Source organism: Stieleria maiorica, assembly GCF_008035925.1.
Taxonomy (GTDB): domain Bacteria; phylum Planctomycetota; class Planctomycetia; order Pirellulales; family Pirellulaceae; genus Stieleria; species Stieleria maiorica.
Window position 1 is genome coordinate 2157521 of the sequence record NZ_CP036264.1, and the last position, 17775, is coordinate 2175295.

Annotated in this window: 11 protein-coding genes; 4 read left to right on the top strand and 7 right to left on the bottom strand. The window is 60.0% G+C overall.

The genetic code is table 11. The features are described from left to right. Window positions 1–80 precede the first annotated feature (80 nt). The 4 genes from Mal15_RS07325 to Mal15_RS07340 form a co-directional block, all read right to left on the bottom strand. Window positions 81–1043 carry a CHAD domain-containing protein gene (locus Mal15_RS07325; protein ID WP_147867159.1) on the bottom strand — a complete coding sequence of 321 codons (963 nt, stop codon included), beginning with the start codon at window positions 1041–1043 and terminating at the stop codon, window positions 81–83. 456 nt (window positions 1044–1499) lie between these two features. Then, window positions 1500–2219, bottom strand: coding sequence for a hypothetical protein (locus Mal15_RS07330; RefSeq protein ID WP_147867160.1), 720 nt, complete (start codon window positions 2217–2219; stop codon window positions 1500–1502). Between the two features lie 334 nt (window positions 2220–2553). Continuing rightward, entirely contained in the window at window positions 2554–5067 is a 2514-nt protein-coding gene (locus tag Mal15_RS07335; protein ID WP_147867161.1) for a polysaccharide biosynthesis tyrosine autokinase, read from the bottom strand. A gap of 402 nt (window positions 5068–5469) precedes the next feature. Beyond that, window positions 5470–6729, bottom strand: a complete 1260-nt coding sequence (locus Mal15_RS07340; protein WP_147867162.1) for a tetratricopeptide repeat protein — start codon at window positions 6727–6729, stop codon at window positions 5470–5472. A 317-nt stretch (window positions 6730–7046) separates the two neighbouring features. On the opposite strand from Mal15_RS07340, the gene Mal15_RS07345 reads away from it, so the two are divergent. After that, a complete protein-coding gene (locus Mal15_RS07345; RefSeq protein ID WP_233903330.1) occupies window positions 7047–8201 on the top strand; it encodes a multiheme c-type cytochrome in 1155 nt (384 codons plus the stop codon). A 93-nt stretch (window positions 8202–8294) separates the two neighbouring features. Here Mal15_RS07345 and Mal15_RS07350 read toward each other — a convergent pair whose 3' ends face one another. Together Mal15_RS07350 and Mal15_RS07355 are read right to left on the bottom strand one after the other, a co-directional pair. Then, entirely contained in the window at window positions 8295–9560 is a 1266-nt protein-coding gene (locus Mal15_RS07350; protein WP_147867164.1) for a DUF1559 domain-containing protein, read from the bottom strand. 381 nt (window positions 9561–9941) lie between these two features. Further along, entirely contained in the window at window positions 9942–10124 is a 183-nt protein-coding gene (locus Mal15_RS07355) for an outer membrane protein assembly factor BamD (protein ID WP_147867165.1), read from the bottom strand. A gap of 321 nt (window positions 10125–10445) precedes the next feature. Here Mal15_RS07355 and Mal15_RS07360 point away from each other — a divergent pair, with 321 nt between their 5' ends. The 3 genes from Mal15_RS07360 (at window position 10446) to Mal15_RS07370 (ending at window position 16864) form a co-directional block, all read left to right on the top strand. Further along, complete coding sequence (locus tag Mal15_RS07360) at window positions 10446–13124, top strand: c-type cytochrome (RefSeq protein WP_233903331.1); 2679 nt, start codon at window positions 10446–10448, stop codon at window positions 13122–13124. Between the two features lie 128 nt (window positions 13125–13252). Beyond that, window positions 13253–13798, top strand: a complete 546-nt coding sequence (locus tag Mal15_RS07365; RefSeq protein WP_147867166.1) for an STAS domain-containing protein — start codon at window positions 13253–13255, stop codon at window positions 13796–13798. Window positions 13799–13960: 162 nt separating this feature from the next. After that, a complete protein-coding gene (locus Mal15_RS07370) occupies window positions 13961–16864 on the top strand; it encodes a PQQ-dependent sugar dehydrogenase (protein WP_167546667.1) in 2904 nt (967 codons plus the stop codon). A gap of 18 nt (window positions 16865–16882) precedes the next feature. Here the strand turns inward: Mal15_RS07370 and Mal15_RS07375 are convergent, their stop codons facing one another. Continuing rightward, window positions 16883–17716 carry a universal stress protein gene (locus Mal15_RS07375; RefSeq protein WP_147867168.1) on the bottom strand — a complete coding sequence of 278 codons (834 nt, stop codon included), beginning with the start codon at window positions 17714–17716 and terminating at the stop codon, window positions 16883–16885. Window positions 17717–17775 lie beyond the last annotated feature (59 nt).

A 17775-nucleotide genomic window follows, 5' to 3' on the forward strand; every position in this document is an offset into this window, starting at 1 on the left:
CAACTTTAGCGCGGCCGACATCAGGAGCGGCGGCATCCACTCCGCGTCTTGCCGATGCCGATTCTGCGATTCGACGGATGCTACCGTGAGACACCCCGCAGAATCTGCTGGACCGACTTCTCCAGCTCGTCGCGAAAGTCCGGCGTCCACCAGGCATGGAACTTCAACTGCGTTTCTTCCATCATTCGCTGTTCTTTCTTCGCCAGTGACTTGAATTGCTTGACGCGGCGTGGCTTGATCTCACAGCGTGCCAGTCGCTTCATCCTTCCGCGGGCGATCCAGTGGTCATGCAATTCCCCTAGCATGTCCTGGACGTTGCAAACCACGGGATAAATCTCCGATCGCACCTCCGGGGGCAAGACGTCGCCGAGCAGTTCGATGGTGTAGCGAAGTCGCTTCGCTTGAATCCGAAATCGGTGCAAACGATCGACGCAATTGAGATCACCTCGCGCCCTCTTAAAGAACCGCCGCGACTGATCGGCGAACTGCAATCTGGCAAATTCGTCTAAGGTCAAATTCGGTTGACAGTCGATCGATTCGAGCGTCTTCTTTGCGCGACAGGCCAGTCGAGCATCGTCGACCAGTTTGTGATTCAACGCGATGATTCCCTTGCGGGCTTTGCGACGCAGGGGGGCCAGACGGAGTGCCAGCCGTTTGTACTTTCGCGGTTTCGCTTCGCGATAACGCATTAACAGCACATCCAGATCGCGTGCGGCGCCGGCAATCCGGCGGATCCGTTTCATCTGCGCCGTCATCCATCGGGCCCGCTTGCGTGGGATCACGTCCTGGTACAGCTCCAGCGCCGCGATCACCCTGCGCGTGCCGACGCGCAGCTGATGTACATGTTCGATCGATGCTTCGTCGCGTCCCCCGGCCCCCGGCAGATGGTTCAGCACCGTGGCCAATCGCGACGCGAGGGTGATGCGAGCAGCAGCGCCCACACAGCCCCGGGCATTTTCCAGCGGAATCCATTTGCCGGGATCGGCAGGTCCCAGATCGATCCCCGATGCCGAGGAAGTCGTGTTGTCACGTTCGGAAGCCATCGAGACGTAAAACCCTGCAAACAACGCATTGAGATCAGCATCAGATCGACGGCACCGATTCTAATCGATCGTGCGTCACGAACTTTGCCGGCCTTCCGGGCCTCAGGCACATCGCCCCCCGTTCGCCTGCCACCTGATGGCAGGCCTTGGGGCGGTTAAGATCGCGCCTCCGGTTTCACGGGTTAAAGTCAGCCGCGTTGGATGTTGGCGGCCGAGGAGACGCGCATTGAAGGGAGAGTTTGCTCAAAAAATGAGTGGGTCAAAAAATGAGAGCGGCTTGGGAATGATTTTTTGACCACCCCATTTTTTGACCAACACTGTCTCGTCCGCTCCAATTAACCCCGACGCGGGGTTCCCGTTTCGCCTTTGTCGGCCGGGCAACAGCGTGTCTATTAGCACGCCTCCGGTAGCGATGCTCACAAAGGCGTGCGTTGCCGCGCGCTAGTCGGTGGGCACTCAGTCCATCAGAGCCATCCGGGCAAATTGAATCCGTTCGTACTCTTCGTCCGGGGACTGCAGCAGGGCCTGGACGGAGGGATCGATCAGGCTTTCCAGCCACTGTCCCGGCGAAATGTCGTGCGAGCGTTGGGCGAAGCTGTCGAACGCGTTAAGGAACACTTCTTCGACGATGTCCGACACCTGGAACGGATGTTCCAGTCGCGAACCGATATCCGGATACCGCTCGATCCAATGGCTGATCCGCGATGCCAACGAAGACTCAAACACATCCATTTCTTGGCGGAAGCGATGGTAATCATCCTCGTCGACGGCACGAATGATGGCCGGGAGATTGATTTCGCCCAGCGGCGCGACATCGTGCCGGGTTCCCGCCGCATGTTTTTCCGCATCCTCGCCGACTCGCATCTGGCGTTTGTAGGCGCGAACCTTTTTGGTCAGTTTTCTGATACAGCTTTCAAATGCCGGGTGCACCTTGCTGTGACGCTCGCCGGTAAAGAGCGTTTTCCCCGAGAGTGCGAGACTGGTTTTGACGTGGTAATCACGTGCCTTCTGGTGGTACACGACCGTGATGTGCAGATCTGACACAGGGAAGTCGGCCACCAGGTTTCGCAAGGTGTGCAGATCGAGTTCCATGTCTTCGATCTCTTCGGCCGACAGTTCACAGCCTTTGGTGTCCAATTCGATTCGAAGGTTGTAGCTCTCGTCGGAAAACGTCATTGGTTAGCTCCTCAGCGACATTTTGATGCGATGACCGGATCGACCGATGAGGCTCCATCGCCAGCGGCGCGGCCGATCCGTCGCGTGACAGCAACGTCTGCTGTCCGTGAAGGCCGTCAGCGAAGCAAAGCCCGTGCCGCAATGGAGGTGCTCGAACGTGAAATACAGCAGAAACCAGTAGTCCGCCACAGTTTGGTTTTCGGTTGGGCGGGACAGTCGCCGTCCTCTCGGAGGTCGGCGCATGGCAAGGCTTCGCTTCGTGGACGCCGAGTTCGGAGAACACGGCGACTCTCCGAACGCTTCGGCCACCCGCTAGTGAAGCTGCGGCGGAATACTAGGCGTTGGAATCGGTCGGTTGGGCGGTGCGCAGGTGGGGTTTAGCGAGCGTGGCCGCGGCGTCGGAGCTGACTTTGTCGACGCGTCCCAGGTGCTTCGTTCCGGTGACGACGTAGGTGTCTTGGGCGTTGACTTCACGCTGATACCGACGCCGATAGCGATCGCCGTAACCATAACCGATCGATTGGTAGCTTCCGCTGGCGCTGCTCTGGTAGGAGGCGGTGGAGTGGGTCGCGGTGAATTTGTTGATGACCACACCCATCACTCGCGAACCGGACCAACGCAGCATCGCGGCGGCTTCTTTCGCGTTGGGGCGACAGCGACGTCGGATTCGGATGACCAGCAGGGCGGCGTCGACGTAGGTGGTCACGATCGCGGGATCGCTGACCATCAACAGCGGCGGGGTATCGACGATGATAAAGTCGTAGTTTTCCCGAGCCCACTGAAAGACGTCGGCCAGTTCGGCCAGCGTCAGCGCTTCGGCGGGATTGGCCGGCAGCGGTCCGCAGGGCAGGATGTCGAGGTTCTCGATCGGGGTTTGGTGAACCGCCCTGCCGGCCGGCAATTCTCCGTTCAGCACGTTCGCCAATCCGACGTTGGTATCCAGATTGAAACGCAGCGACAACCTTGGGCTTCGCAGGTCCAAGTCGATCAGCAGGGTGCGTTTGCCGGATTGGGCGATGGAGCAACCGACGTTGGCCGCCAGCGTGCTTTTTCCGTCCCCCGGCAAGGGGCTGGTGATCTGAAAAACCTTGCTGTCGTTTTGTCGCCGGTCCAGCAACATCGCGGTCCGAACCGCACGGACGGCTTCGGCAGCCGGGGAGTGTGGTCGATGGATCACGGCGAGCTTCGAATCGAGTTGCTCGATCGAGCCGGTCGGCCCTGGTCCTCGTTTCGGGGCGCGTGCGGCGTCGACGGGAATGTGCGTCAGCACGGGCGATTGCAACTCACGCTCGATCGCATCGGCGCTGCGAAAGGTTTTGGCAGTGGTTTCAAACAGCAGCGCGAGCAACCCGCTCAGCCCCAGCCCCAGCATCGCGAACACGGCCAAGTCTTTCTTCAGATCTGGCCCCGTCGGATGCGCTTTGCCGGTCGCCAACAGCGGTTGGACCAGGATTCCGCCATTGATGTCGATCAATTCCAATGCGGCAAGTTGCTGTTCCAATTGGATCAACATGCCTTGAATACTGGCGATCCGCCGGCGGAAGGAGGCATCGGTGTCTTCAAACTTCTTCAGCTCGTCGGCGGCTTGTTTTTCGACGCTGATCTTTTGATCGATAACGCCCAGGTCTTCGTTGGCCACGCGTAACCGTTCACTCAAACCGCGAATGTAGGCGTCGACCGCTTCACCGGCTCGTGCCAATTGCGCCTTTTGGAATCCTTCCCCACCGGCAATCCGCTGACCCTGATCGCTAAGCTCTTTGCGACGTCGATCGACCTGGCCGATCAATTCGTTCAGTTTGCTTTGCGAACTTTCGATCTGCATCACAATCGATTTGACTTCCGGGTGCGATCGCCCGTAGGCCAGTTCCAATTGCTCCCGCTGAATCTCCAACGGAATCAGCTTCTTTTCCACTTCGATTTTCTGCAGTTCTAAATCATCGGTCGTCAGATCGGCCGTCGATTCTCCCTTGAGCATCAAACGCGAGTCTTCGAAAACATCGCTCAGCTGTCCGATGATCAGCGCAACCATCAACGGGTTCTTGTGGCGGCGTTTCATACTCTCGGCGAATCGTAACTCGCAATCCAATTCCCGCTGCTTTTGTTCCAGCTCGTCGCGGAACGCCTGCAGTTGGAATTGGCGTTGCCGATGCGGATTGACGACTTGCCCATCAGGATCCCATTCCAGCGGCGCGCCTTCGCGGAACACTTTGTAGGATTCCTCCAATTCGGCTTGCTGCGGCAACAGCTTTTCCTGGGCGCTACTGACGAGTTGCTCGAATTCGTTGACTCGCTGTTCGCGCTCTTCCTGGAAATGATCTCCGATCGCATCGCAAACGGCGTTGACGGCGGCGACACAGACTTGCGGATCGTTCCCGTCAAAGTGGAGAGCCGCGATCATGCGGTCGCGTGAATCCTTTAAATCGGTCATCGTTTGGAATCGAATCCCGCCCCGCACCAACGCGACAAATTGGTCGTCGCTCAGATCACGAAGCTTGGGGATCGAGCGGAGTTGGTCGTCCAGTTCAACGCGTCCGGAAATCGCGTCCGAACTGATCAGCGACTGCATCAAGTTTCCGCTGGGAATCCCGCCGCGAACGACACCGGTTGCGGTATCGAGCGTGAGTGGCGTGTCACTTTTGAGCATCAACTTTGTCGTCGCACGATAGGTCGTCGGCTTCTGACAATTGACCCAATACCCGAGCAGCGTCCCGAGCGGCAGCAGAATGCCGATCAGCCACTTGTAACGCCACAGAACCGTCGCAATCGTTTCTCCCTGCGGTAACTCGACATCCTGGTCCATCAATCGGCCGGCGTGAGAATGGAGGTGCGGCGTCGAATGATCCAGCATCGGTGAGTGTGAGGTGGGCGAGAGAACGGCGGGAGGATCGCAAGGGTGTTTTCCTGGTTCACTCTAGGGCAGGATTCGTCAAAACGACGACGATCCCGGCCGCACACGCCTGTCCGATTACCCTCACCCGAATCAGGACGCGCAGTTTTGGGAACCTCCTTCCAGGGAGGGTCGCGGAGGAGTCTACGCTCGACGCGGGGAGGGTTCGCCGTGGCTCGGATTGACGCAAACACCACGAATCGACCCTCCCCTCGCTGCGCTCGACCCTCCCTTCCAGGAGAGTGATTTCCAAAAACCACACGACTTCAAAGAGGGAGGGTGTCTTCACTTGCATGATGGCTTCAGGTCAGAACGTGGCGTCTATGGATTCGAGCGAAGCGAACGAAGAATCCGCCGGCTTGCTCAATCGAACGCATCCAGATCGACGCCACAGAGGACGAATCGACGCGACGCTTGAGCTCGATTTGATCGCAGTAATTTCGCGCGTTCGGTCGCGACTTCATTGAGCAACTGTTGCGGTTGCGACTCGGACCGCGCGGACGTTTCGACGGAGTAGGCGAGTTGAATCCCGCGCCATGCAAGTGACTCCAGTGGGCGATGTAATTGATCCAACAATTCGATCAGCTTCGAAAATGCGGCGTCATCGCGTGTCTCTTGGGCTGCCATCCGGGCGCCGATTGCGACCGTTTGCTCGATTAAATCTGCCCGATGGGCGGTCGCCTCGGACTCTGCCCCCGTTTCACGCAACGATCGGCTCATCATCCGATACGCTGGGGCGTCGGTCGGGTCACGGAGTACACATTCGGCGAAACAGCGGACGGCGGTGACGTGATCGCCCTGCTCCGCCGCCGCGGCCCCCTTGGCCAACCAGGCGTCCGCGTACCGATCGCTGGATCCGGTCTGCTCGGATCGCCATGTCTGAAGCGCCGCGTGATCCTCCAATTGGACATAGATGCGGCCCAGCAATGCGTCTTCCTCCTCGCTGCGTTCCCGGACCGCTTCCAAACGAGTTCGAGCCGCGGCAAGGTCGCCGCGGGCGACATCCACCCGGGCCTGGCCCAACGTCCCGATCGGGTCGAACACCTCATCCGTGACATCGCCGGCCAACGGATGTGAAATTCGCAGCAAGGCCCGTAGTTCATCTTCCATGATGTCACCGATGGAACAGAGCACACTCAAGTACTCGGCCGCTTCGCTGCGCCGGCCTTGCCGCAATAGCAGCTGCGACAAATTGCGGTGCACCAGTGCGGCATCGGGGACTTGCTGCAACAATTCACGGTAGCGTTGTTCGGCCTGATCGAATTGCCCAAACCGCACCATCCACTCGGCCGTCTGCCCCAACACCGGCAACCGAACTTCGGGTGTCGTGACCGCAAGTTCGTCCAACATTTGGATGGCTTCTGGGAACCGCTTTCGATCCCCGAACACCATCGCCATCAAAAACACCACCTGCGGATCATCGGGAGCGATCCTGTATGCTTGCCGTGCCAATTGATAGGCCACCTCATCCTGGCCCGATTGCAGTGCCGACATCGCATCGGCGTGCAACGCAGCCGGATCCGGTGCCGGAGTGGCGGCCGCGGCGGGTGAAATTTCCGACGCGGGCGAAGGTTTGGCGGCGGGCGGGAGACCTGCGGCGGCCGGATCAGGGGTGGATGTCACCGGTGCAGGCCGGTTGGGTTCTGACGGCGTCTGATCTCTTTGACACCCCACCGAAACGATGGCCGCAAGAAACAGGCACGCCGAAACAAACCTCCGAGCAGGGTGTCGCTGAATCAATCGATGGTTCCTCGGGAGCGGGAGGCTTGTTTGGCGGCGGACCATTGATTGTCGGTCGAATCGCCGCGCGGCACAATTGGGATGTTCGGCGCTTCATCGGTCGGATTGAACCCGATCACGGGGTGCAGCTTAGTGATGGCGTCCGGAGTCTGGCGCGAACGGGTACAATGGATGGGATTGTCTTCCAAGGAGTGAAACGGGTGAATCGTGTCTTGATCCTGCCGATCGCGGGCGTCTGCTTGATCTTGATCGGTCTGGCGGCGTTTCGCGGCAAACCTGACGTGACCAACATCGCTGACGATCAACGGCGCGCCTCGGATCGCCGCGTCACCGATCGGTTGTCGCACAACTCGGTGGCCGACGGGGGCGCCGCCGAACCGGTCTTGGTCGGACGCAACGTTTGTCGCGAATGTCATGCCGAAAACTTCGCGTTGCATGCCCAGCATGGTCACGCCTCGACCTTTCATCGGGTCTCCGAAACCGACCTCGCGGACACGTTCGGTGGCCGGTCGTTTGACGCGGGGGAGTCGTTCGGGACCTACCATTACCACGCCGATGACCAAGGGCGTCTGTTCGTGTCGATGCCGGAACGATTCGACCAGGAGCGATTCCCGCTGATGTATGCGTTGGGTTCGGGGCACAACGCCCAAACCTTGATGACGCTGACCACGTCGGTCGACGGTCAAACCGAAGGCATCGAACACCGTGTCAGTTGCTATGCAGGAGAACGGCTTGGGCTGACGCCGGGACATGCCAACAAGACGCCGCGCGATGCATTGGAGTATTTCGGTGACTCGTCACGAGGCCAGCCGCTACAACGCTGCATTTACTGCCACACGACGAGTGCAAAAATCGTCGATGAATCGATCGTCGACTTGGTTTCCAACGTCAACTGCGAGAAGTGCCACGGGCCTGGAAGCGAACATGTCCGTGCAGCCCGAGAATCATCGACACCGCCGCCGTATTCGGTCGGGCGATCGACCTGGGACGCCGAATCCGAGCTGCAACTTTGCGGTGATTGCCACCGATTGCCGCGCAGCGTCAGCGAAAAACAGATCCGGGATTACCCCCAGCTTTTGGCACGATTTCAACCGATCGGAATGGTGCGAAGCGCCTGCTATTTAGAATCAAAGCGCGAATTAAGGTGCACGACGTGCCACAACCCGCACCGATCGATCCACACGGTCGACCGCTCACAGCACGAGCAAACGTGCGTCAACTGTCACCGGCACGATTCAGCCGGGCATGTCGTTTGTCCCGTGTCACCGGAAACCGGATGTGTCGATTGTCACATGCCGGCGGTCGAGTTGGATCAGGGATTGACCTTCCACGACCATTGGATTCGAGTCCACTAGGGGCTCGCTGCGAAGCAGCGAGAGTGTGCGGCTAAAGCCTGGACACCAGCGTGAGCTGGTGTCCCACCCGTCGTCCAATCAACCGAAACCGTTTTACTGGTTCAGTTGCTCTTGGATCGTTTCGTTCGAAGCTTTGGTTCCCAAGGCGCCCCACAGACCGTAGGGGCTGACTTGACCAGGCGTTCGCGGTCCACCGCCAGCGTTGCGTCGAACGGCACCGGCGCGGGAATCACCGGCTTCCACCGAATCGGTCATGAAGACGACCGCACCATCGGTCATCAACACGTGCGCTCCGCCTTGGTGGTTGCTGCTCGGCGGCATCGTGCCGGGGCCGTCGATCCATTGACCGACGCAAACTTCTCGGTTGGGCGGCAGGACCGTGAACATCTGCGTGCAGTGGGCTCGGAAATTCGCCCAGTTGGCACCACGGGCTTCGTGGTTGTTTTGGCTGAGCACTTCGGGGTTGGTGCAATCCGGGCCGCCGTTACACCAGAATCGTGGGCGATTCGGATCGATTTCGTTGTTGTCCGCACACAACGACGGGTTGTTGTTGACCTGGTTACCGCCACGACGGTTCCAAGAGGCTGCGGTACGGATGTCGCGATCCCCCAAGTCCGTTTTGATTTCGCCCATCGCGATGGTGTTGGACAGCCCGTCCAGGATGTCACGGAACTTCGCTGCCCGGCGGATCATGAACGCACCGCGGCTGACCGAATTGTAGTTCTGGACGCCGCCCGAACCATTGGGCGTCAGGTCGCCACGCTTCAAGGCGTGGTGCCAAGGGCTCGGCGAGTCGCCCATGCAGACCGCGTAGTTGGTTCGTCCCAGTGCGGGCAATCCTGTGCCCGGGTCACTCGGGCAACGCAGCGTCGGAATTTCCGTCGCCCAGGGAATGTATCCCGGGTTTCTGGCGTAATTCCGTGGGTTCGGCCCCATCGCCGGCCAACGCGGCGGTCCGGTCAAACCGGTCGTCGCGGGAGGTGCGGCGCCGGTCACCGTCTTGGTGCTGGGGTTGGACACTTCCGCCCATATCCCTTGCTGTTCGAAAAATGATGTCAGCGGAACGAGCGCGCTCAAGCACTCGTGATTTGCGTCGTCGCCGCGCTGCCACCAGCGATTGTTCTGCAACCCGATTCCGGTTCCGCCACCCTGGACGGGCAACTGCTTGAACGCCGAGTGGTAGTTGTGAACCGCGATCCCGATCTGCTTGAAATTGTTACTGCAGCTCATTCGACGAGCCGCTTCGCGGGCTGCTTGCACGGCCGGCAACAGCAAGCCCACCAGAATGCCAATGATTGCAATTACGACCAGGAGCTCGACCAGGGTGAACCCTGCGCTCCTCTTTATCCGTTGGTGCATAGAAAGAACCTGAAAATAGGGGGATGAGGAATGCCAATGGTGGCAGTCTATCAGAATTTCATCCGCCCTTAGAAAAAAATGAAGTTTTTTTTCGAAACCTGCCCCCCGCATTGGGTGTTGGCTCGGTCCGCCGTGGTCAGAGCGACTCAGACGGGCATCGCGGCCGGCATCGCCGCGAAAAAAGTTCCGGGATGACGTCGTGCAGTTTCATCGCTCGTCCCCGGGTTCCGCGCCCGGGAGCACGCGGTGTGTGTGGCGGGAGCCACGCCGGCATTGCGTTCCAAGGCGGAGCCTTGGAACGAGGCGGGGAGGGGGCGCGACGCGCGGGGGCAGGGACGCGCGTGGGCGCGCGCGACACGAGGGGCAACGCGTCGGCGGATGTCACTGCATCGATTCTTCCATCGCTTTGTCGTATTCTTCGTCCGTCATTCCCGCCGACGCGTCGTCTTCTTGTTCCACGGCAGGAGCTTCGATGACCTGTGTTTCGCCGCTACCACTGCACCCGGTCAGGGACAGGGGCGAAACGCACAAAGCGACCACGAACAACCAAGCAAACTTTTTCATCTGTAAGACCTTTAGAAATGAAGCCAATCGGGGGCATGCGGAGCATTGCATCGAAGGCAGACTCCGACGTTTGCATCAGCACGGTTTCAATTAACGTAACCCACTTCAGTGCTTAACGCGAGCATCAGACCAGCCCGATGGGGCCTTGCAGGATTCGATCGCACTTGCGGTCTGTGATGGCAGGCCCGACGGTGTAACATATTCGACTCGGCGAAACGTCTCGATTTCGCCTCCCGCCTGGTGGCCGAGAGGCCATTGCCCCCAACACGTCATGACCTTCACCTCATGAATCGTTCTCCATTGCATTCTGCGAACCCCGAAATGAAAACAGGATTCTTACGATCGTTTCCCCCACATGCGAGTCGATTCAAGGGCCGCTGCATCGCCGCGATCTTGTTGTCGGCGTGCTGCGTCGTGATGTCGGCGCCCGATGGGTTGGCCCAAAACGGGGCGACAAAAGCCAAACCACGCAAACAGCCGGCCAAGCGGGCGCGGCAGACGTCGGTCGGCCCCGCAGTCGGCGGCAACACCGCGACACCGATCGATCGGATCAAGGCCGCCGAGGGGTTTGAGGTCGAACTGCTGTACTCGGTTCCAGGCGACCAGCAGGGATCGTGGGTCAATCTGTGCACCGATGACAAGGGGCGGATCCTGGTCAGCGATCAGTTCGGCGGCATGTATCGCATCACACCTCCGCCGGCGGGACAGCCGCTGGATCCCGCGGAAATCGAAACCGTCCCGGCAGACATCCGGGCGGTCAACGGAATGGTGTGGGCGTTCGGCGCCCTTTACGTCGGCGTCAATGACTACGAACAAAAGATCCCGTCGGGCTTGTACCGTGTCACTGATAGCGATGGCGACGATCACTTGGACAAGGTCGAACTGCTGCACGAAGTCCACTCCAAGAGCGATCACGGAGTGCACGCGTTGATGCCGACCCCCGATGGCAAGGCGCTTTATCTGGTCACGGGAAACAACACGACCCCGCCGCCGCTGGCGGACAGTTCGCCGGTGCGGCAGGTCTGGGGCGAAGACCATTTGTTGCCCAGCATGCCGGACGGCCGCGGGCACAACCGCGGCGTGCTGGCACCGGGGGGAATCATCTATCGCGTCTCTCCCGACGGGCAAACCTTCGAAGCCTACGCGTCCGGGTTTCGAAACGTCTTTGACGCCGCGGTCAATCGCGACGGCGAACTGTTCACCTATGACGCCGACATGGAGTACGACTTCAACACGCCTTGGTATCGCCCGACGCGCATTTGCCACGTCACCAGCGGCGCCGAGTTCGGCTGGCGGAACGGGGCGGGAAAACGTATGCCGTTCTACGCCGATAACCTGCCGGGCGTGCTCGACATCGGTCCGGGATCTCCGACCGGCATGACGTTCGGTTACGGTGCAAAGTTCCCCGCCAAGTACCAAGACGCGCTCTATGCACTCGATTGGAGTTGGGGAAAGCTGTACGCGATCCACTTGGAACCGAGCGGATCGTCCTACACCGCGACCAAGGAAGAGTTTGTGACCGGCGCGCCGCTGCCGATCACCGATGCGATCATCCGCCCCCAAGACGGAGCGATGTACTTCACGATCGGCGGGCGACGGGTGCAATCCGGGCTGTACCGGGTGACCTATGTCGGCGATCAGTCGACCGAACCCGCAGAGTTCAAGCCGGCCAAGAACAAGGCCCGCGAGACACGCCACATGCTGGAGGCCTTTCACGGCAAACAAGATCCCCAGGCGATTTCCGTCGCTTGGCCCTACCTTGACGATCAAGATCGCTTCATTCGCTTCGCCGCTCGAACGGCGATCGAACACCAACCGGCCCAGCAGTGGGCCGGCAAGGCGTTCAAGGAGTCCGATCCTGGCAAACAGGTCGAAGCCTTGCTGGCCCTGGCACGCGTCACCGGCGTCTGCCCCCAGCACCGCAGCGACGACACACCGCCGGTCGATACCGCCATGCGTGAAAAGTTGTTGGCCGCGGTCACATCGATCGATGCGACCGGCTTGACCGAGACGCAGCAATTGACGCTGCAACGTGCGACGCAAATCATCTTGAATCGGTTCGGACGACCGAGCGACGCGACGATCGAAAAACTGATCGCCAGCTTCGACCCGCTGTTTCCGGCGCAATCGCCCGAACTGAACTGGTTGTTGTGCGAAACACTCGCGTGGCTGCAATCGCCGACCGTCGCCGAAAAAGCGATCGCGCTGATTCAGTCGGCGCCGACTCAAGAAGAACAGATGCAATACGCCCGATCGATTCGGATGTTGAAAGCCGGATGGACGCCGCAGTTGCACACGGCGTACTTCGAGTGGTTTTTGAAGGCCGCCAACTACAAAGGCGGTGCCAGTTTCGATCAATTCATCAAGTTCATTCGCGACGACGCGGTCGCCTCGCTAAGCGAAACGCAAAAATCGGACATGGCAGAGCTGTTGGCACGCAAGCCCGTCAAGAAGTCGGCGTTGGAGAATCTGGGGCAAATCTTTGAAGGTCGCTCGGAAACCAAGTGGACGTTAGAAGAGCTGTCCGCGGCGGCGCGGACGGGATTGGAGCAACGCGATTTTGACAACGGGCGAAAGATGTTCGCCGCAAGTGGTTGTTTCGCCTGCCACCGCTTCGGCGACCAGGGCGGCATGACCGGTCCCGACCTGACCTCGGCCGGCCGACGTTATTCGCCGCACGACTTGTTGGACCAGGTGATCCATCCCAGCAAAGTGATCAACGATCAATTCTCGGCCGTCAAAGTGCTGACCGACGACGGCCGCATTCACGTCGGCGTCGTGGTCAACCTGAGCGGCGACTCGATGACGCTGAACACCGACCTGACCGATCCCAATGCGCGCGTCAACATCGACCGCAAGACGATCGAAGAAATGATGGTTTCCAAGACGTCGGCGATGCCCGAAGGACTGTTCAACCGCATGACGGAGGACGAGATCCTGGACCTGGTCGCCTATCTGATCAGCGCCGGCGATCCGAACCACGCGTTCTTCAAGAATTAGACCGCACGGTCGGTGCAGACACCCCGCCGCGTCACCGGACGCGGCGGGGAAATTTGCGACCCGCCGACAACTCTGCTAGGCTTGCAAGAAGACAGCCCGGTCGAGCATCCATGGCGGAGGTGGATTCGATGACGATACGTTGTGATCTTTGTGTCTCACGAACCAGCGGTGGATTTATCGTCCGTGTCCAAGGCAAAGGGACGGCGACCCACAGCCCCGCCTTTGCGGCGTTCGTCAAAGGTTGTTTGGTCGAAGACCCCGCGGCGACTGTGACGGTCGACTTGCTGGGCTGCGAGTATCTGGACAGCACCTTCTTGGGGTGCTTACTGAAACTGCAACGCACCGGAACGGCGAAGCGATTTCACGTGGTCGCCGACGATGCGGCACGGTCACGATTGTTGACGGCGACCTGTCTGGACAAGTACCTGACACTGCTTTCCAAAGCCCCCAAGTCCACCGGGACGTTCCTGCGGATCGAACCCGACGAGGTCTCCAAGCAAGAACTCGGGCGACACATGCAGGAGGCTCATGAGGTCCTGGGAGAACTGCCCAGTGCATCCGCGTCCGTGTTCAAGCGGATCGCCGAACAGCTCGCCCACGACTTGGAGCAAGAGGAGCAAGACAATTCGATGCTGTTCGACACCGCCGTCGTGACGCCCCCGCCGCGACCGTGAACGTGCGAAGTCTGTCGTCATCGTTTTGCCCCCCCCATCATTCTGCCCCGAATCATTCTGCCTCCTTCAATCTGCCTCATCCTGCAGTCCCGCGCAACGATCCTGATATGATGGCACGATCGATTCTGTCGCCGAGTTCTTTTCTGCCAGAGACTTATGATCGTGCGTACTCTTGGATGCCTTTTCGTCTGCTTCGTCGCACTCTCGCCGCTCGGACTGTACGCCCAGTCCGAACCGCCGGCCCGGGCGGTGCCTTGGACGAATTCCAACATCAAGGGCAGCCCCGCGCCGCCGCTGCCCTACACGACACGCCGCGTGTTCACCCAGGTTCAACTGGACCATCCCACCGAGATCGTCTGGCTGCCAGAGGCGGAGAAATGGATTGCCACCCAGCTGAACGGTGCGATCGTCGCATTTGAAAACGATTCGGAAAATGCGACGGCCGTGCCCTGCATGGACCTCAATGAATGTCACGACGGCCGGATCTCTCAAGGTTTGGGGACCAAGTTCCATCACGACCTGTCGGGCCAGCCGTGGTGTTTCGTGACCTATTCGTTCCGCGGCGGCGATGACGCGGCGACCATGTTGGTGCGTTTCAAGGTGACCGATCCGACGGTCCCCAAGGTCGATCTATCCAGCCGTGTCGTGCTGGCCAAATGGAGCAGCTCGGGGCACACCGGTGGATCGATGCAGTTCGGTCCCGACGGCATGTTTTACGTTTCGATCGGTGACGGCCAGCCTCCCTATCCGCCCGATGCGAACAATACCGGCCAGGATTTGAGCGACCTGGAATCAGCGATCTTGCGGATCGACGTCGACGACCCGACCGTCGAACGCCCCTATCGCATCCCCGCCGACAACCCCTTCGTCGGCCGCAGCGATGCGCGGCCGGAGATCTGGGCGTACGGCTTTCGTAACCCTTGGAAGATCGCGTTTGATCCCGACAGTGGTGACCTGTTGGCCGCCGACGTCGGGTGGGAAATGCGCGAGATGATTCATCGTGTCGCCCGCGGTCGCAATCACGGTTGGAGCGTGATGGAAGGCAGCCAACCGGTCAAACCGGACCAGACGCCCGAAGTCCCGATCACACCGCCGTTGTTTGAACACACGCACTTGGATTCGCGTTCCATCTCGGGAGGCCATTTCTGGCAAAGTGATCGACTGCCGGAACTCAAAGGGGCCTACATCTATGGCGACTGGATGACCGGAAAGGTGTGGGCACTGAAGTCCGAAGGGGACCGAGTGTTGTGGCAGAAAGAGCTGGTCGACACCCCGCTGCAGATCATCTCGTTCATGCTCGATCCCAGCGGCGAAGTGCTGGTCGTCGGCTACGACGGCACGATCCTGCGTTTGGAACCCAACCCGGTCACCGCGGCCAGCCACACGTTTCCGACACGATTGAGCGAGACCGGGTTGTTCGCTGACGTCGAATCCCAAACACCGGCCGCGGGGGTCGTCGAATACAAAATCAGCGCTCACCATTGGGCCGACGGAACACAATCGCGCCAGTGGATCGCGATCCCGGGAAACGAGCAGCTCTCGTTGTACGATCGCGATGACTGGCAGACCGGTCAGTCGGCCGGGCGGTTCATGTTTCCGCCCGACACGGTGGTCGCCAAAACGGTCAGCTATCGCAGCGATCCGGCCGACCGAGCGACCGAGCGGCGATTGGAAACCCAGGTGTTGCATCTGCTCGGCGACGAATGGCAAGCGTACAACTACGTCTGGAACGACGATCAAACCGACGCGGTGCTGCAAGACGACATCGCCACCGAACGCAAACTGACGATCAAAGACGACCGGTATCCCGGCGGTGTGCGGACCCAGACGTGGCGCCACGTCAGCCGCAGCGAGTGTTTGCTGTGTCACATTTGGGCGGCAGGAACCGTGCATGCGTTCTGGCCCGAACAATTGAACCTCGGCTCGCTGGCAAACAATCAACTCGATCGGTTGACCGAGCTGGGGTTGTTTCGCGAGCCCGTTCCGGCAAAACCGCCGATCGCGTCACCGTATGATGAATCTCAGCCGCTCGAAGCCCGCGCCCGGTCCTACCTGGCCCTCAATTGTTCAACCTGTCACCGACGCCAAGGCGGCGGGACGGCAAACTTCAATTTTGAGTGGTCCAAATCATTAGAAGAAAACAACTACTTGGACGAACCGCCGGCGCAAGGTGACTTTGGTATTCCCGACGCCCGCTTGCTCGCGCCGGGAGATCCCGGACGCAGCATCCTGTTGTATCGAGCACTCAAATCCGGCCGCGGGCACATGCCGCAGTTCGGATCCAATGTGATCGATCTGCAGGGCGTTGCGCTGCTGCACGATTGGATCGCATCGATGGATGCCGACAGCGACGCGGCCGAGGAGACAGACAACCTGCTCGCCGACTTGGCGATCGACGACGGCCTGGATCGAAAGTTGGACGACTTGCTCGGGTCACCCGACGGAGCGTTGGCGTTGTCGTTGGCCTGTGGCACGCGATCCGCCGACGATGAACTGCGCGAGCGTGTCATCGACAAAGCCACCCGACACGAAGATCCTTTGGTCCGCGATCTGTTTGATCATTATCTTCCCGAAGACCAACGCGTGGCCCGACTGGGGGCGACGATCGACGAAGCCGCTTTGTTGGCGATCGAGGGTTCGGCCGAACGTGGAAAGCAGCTGTTCGAACAAGCCAAAGAGATCAATTGTCGTCTTTGTCATCGCATCGGATCAGTAGGGCAAAACGTCGGCCCGGACCTGAGTGGGATCGGGACTCAAAGGACGCCGGTCGAATTGCTGGCCAGTCTCCTGCGTCCTTCGGAACAGATCGATCCCAAATACCGATCACGCAAGGTGCTGACGTCTGACGGCGAAGTGGTCGTGGGGATCGTCACGGCGGAAAACGAGGATCAGTTGACGATCGCCGATGCGACCGGAAAAACGCGGACGATGGCGACCGATGACATCGAGCTGATGGAACCTTCGTCCAAGTCCGTGATGCCCGACCAATTGCTGGCCGGGATGACACCCCAGCAAGCTGCCGACTTGCTGGCCTTTCTGGCCTCGCAACGCGCGATCGTCCCGTAGCAACACAGGCGGGCCGCCTCAGCTGTCGATCGGGATCGCCAAAACCGGGCAGGGCGCGTGGCGGACCACTTTGTCGGTCGTCGTGCCGCGGAAGACGTCCCAAAATCCGTGGACGCCGTCGGTCACCATTGCGATCAAGTTCGCCTGCTTCTCTTCGGCCAGTTTGATGATCTCTGTCGCGGGGTCGCCCGTCGGAGTCACGATCTGTTCGACGTTCCAGGGGCCGTCGGGGATCTTGATGTCTGGCATGGTGCTCGCGCCGACGTGAAAGAGGGTCAGCGTTGCGTTTTCGCTGCCCAGAGCGGAGATCGCCCGCAGTCCGCGCTCGATCGCCTCGTCGGGCGAGGGCGATGCATCGACGGGAACGATCACCCGATCCATCTGGACTTCGCCGGTTTCCAGCGAAACGCAGCCACGGCCGCCGGCGGGAACAAACAACGTCGGCACGTGGCTTTTGTGTGCAATCTTCTCTGCCTTGGACGGCATCAACCAACTCGCCAGACCATCGCGGCCACTGGTGGCCAGCACCATGAAGTCGACCGGCCGCTGCTGAAAAAATCCCGTGATCGCATCGACCACGTCCTTTTGCTCGGCGATCACCTTTTCCACGCCGACGCCCAGCTTCTCCTGAATATCACGTCGTTTCGCGTCCTCATCGATCAGCCCCCAGCGGCCGAGCGTCTTGCGAACTGCGGGAAAGCGATCCCAGTCTTCGTCGGAATCGTCGCCGACGTGCAACAGCGCCAGCGTCGATTCATTACTGAGCGCCAATCGCAAGGCATGGGCAAACGCCAGGTGTGATTGGGCCGAAAAATCAGTCGGATGCAGGATGTAACGGGCTGGAGCACTCACAATTCACTCGCCGTGTCGGTGGAACGTGTGGAGGAGAAAAGGAAAGCCATTGCAGGCAA

Excerpts from the sequence above, each read along its gene's own strand:
- Mal15_RS07350 (WP_147867164.1), bottom strand. The coding sequence starts at position 9,560 with ATGCACCAACGGATAAAGAGGAGCGCAGGGTTCACCCTGGTCGAGCTC.
- Mal15_RS07365 (WP_147867166.1), top strand. The coding sequence starts at position 13,253 with ATGACGATACGTTGTGATCTTTGTGTCTCACGAACCAGCGGTGGATTT.
- Mal15_RS07330 (WP_147867160.1), bottom strand. The coding sequence starts at position 2,219 with ATGACGTTTTCCGACGAGAGCTACAACCTTCGAATCGAATTGGACACC.
- Mal15_RS07335 (WP_147867161.1), bottom strand. The coding sequence starts at position 5,067 with ATGCTGGATCATTCGACGCCGCACCTCCATTCTCACGCCGGCCGATTG.
- Mal15_RS07325 (WP_147867159.1), bottom strand. The coding sequence starts at position 1,043 with ATGGCTTCCGAACGTGACAACACGACTTCCTCGGCATCGGGGATCGAT.
- Mal15_RS07360 (WP_233903331.1), top strand. The coding sequence starts at position 10,446 with ATGAAAACAGGATTCTTACGATCGTTTCCCCCACATGCGAGTCGATTC.
- Mal15_RS07355 (WP_147867165.1), bottom strand. The coding sequence starts at position 10,124 with ATGAAAAAGTTTGCTTGGTTGTTCGTGGTCGCTTTGTGCGTTTCGCCC.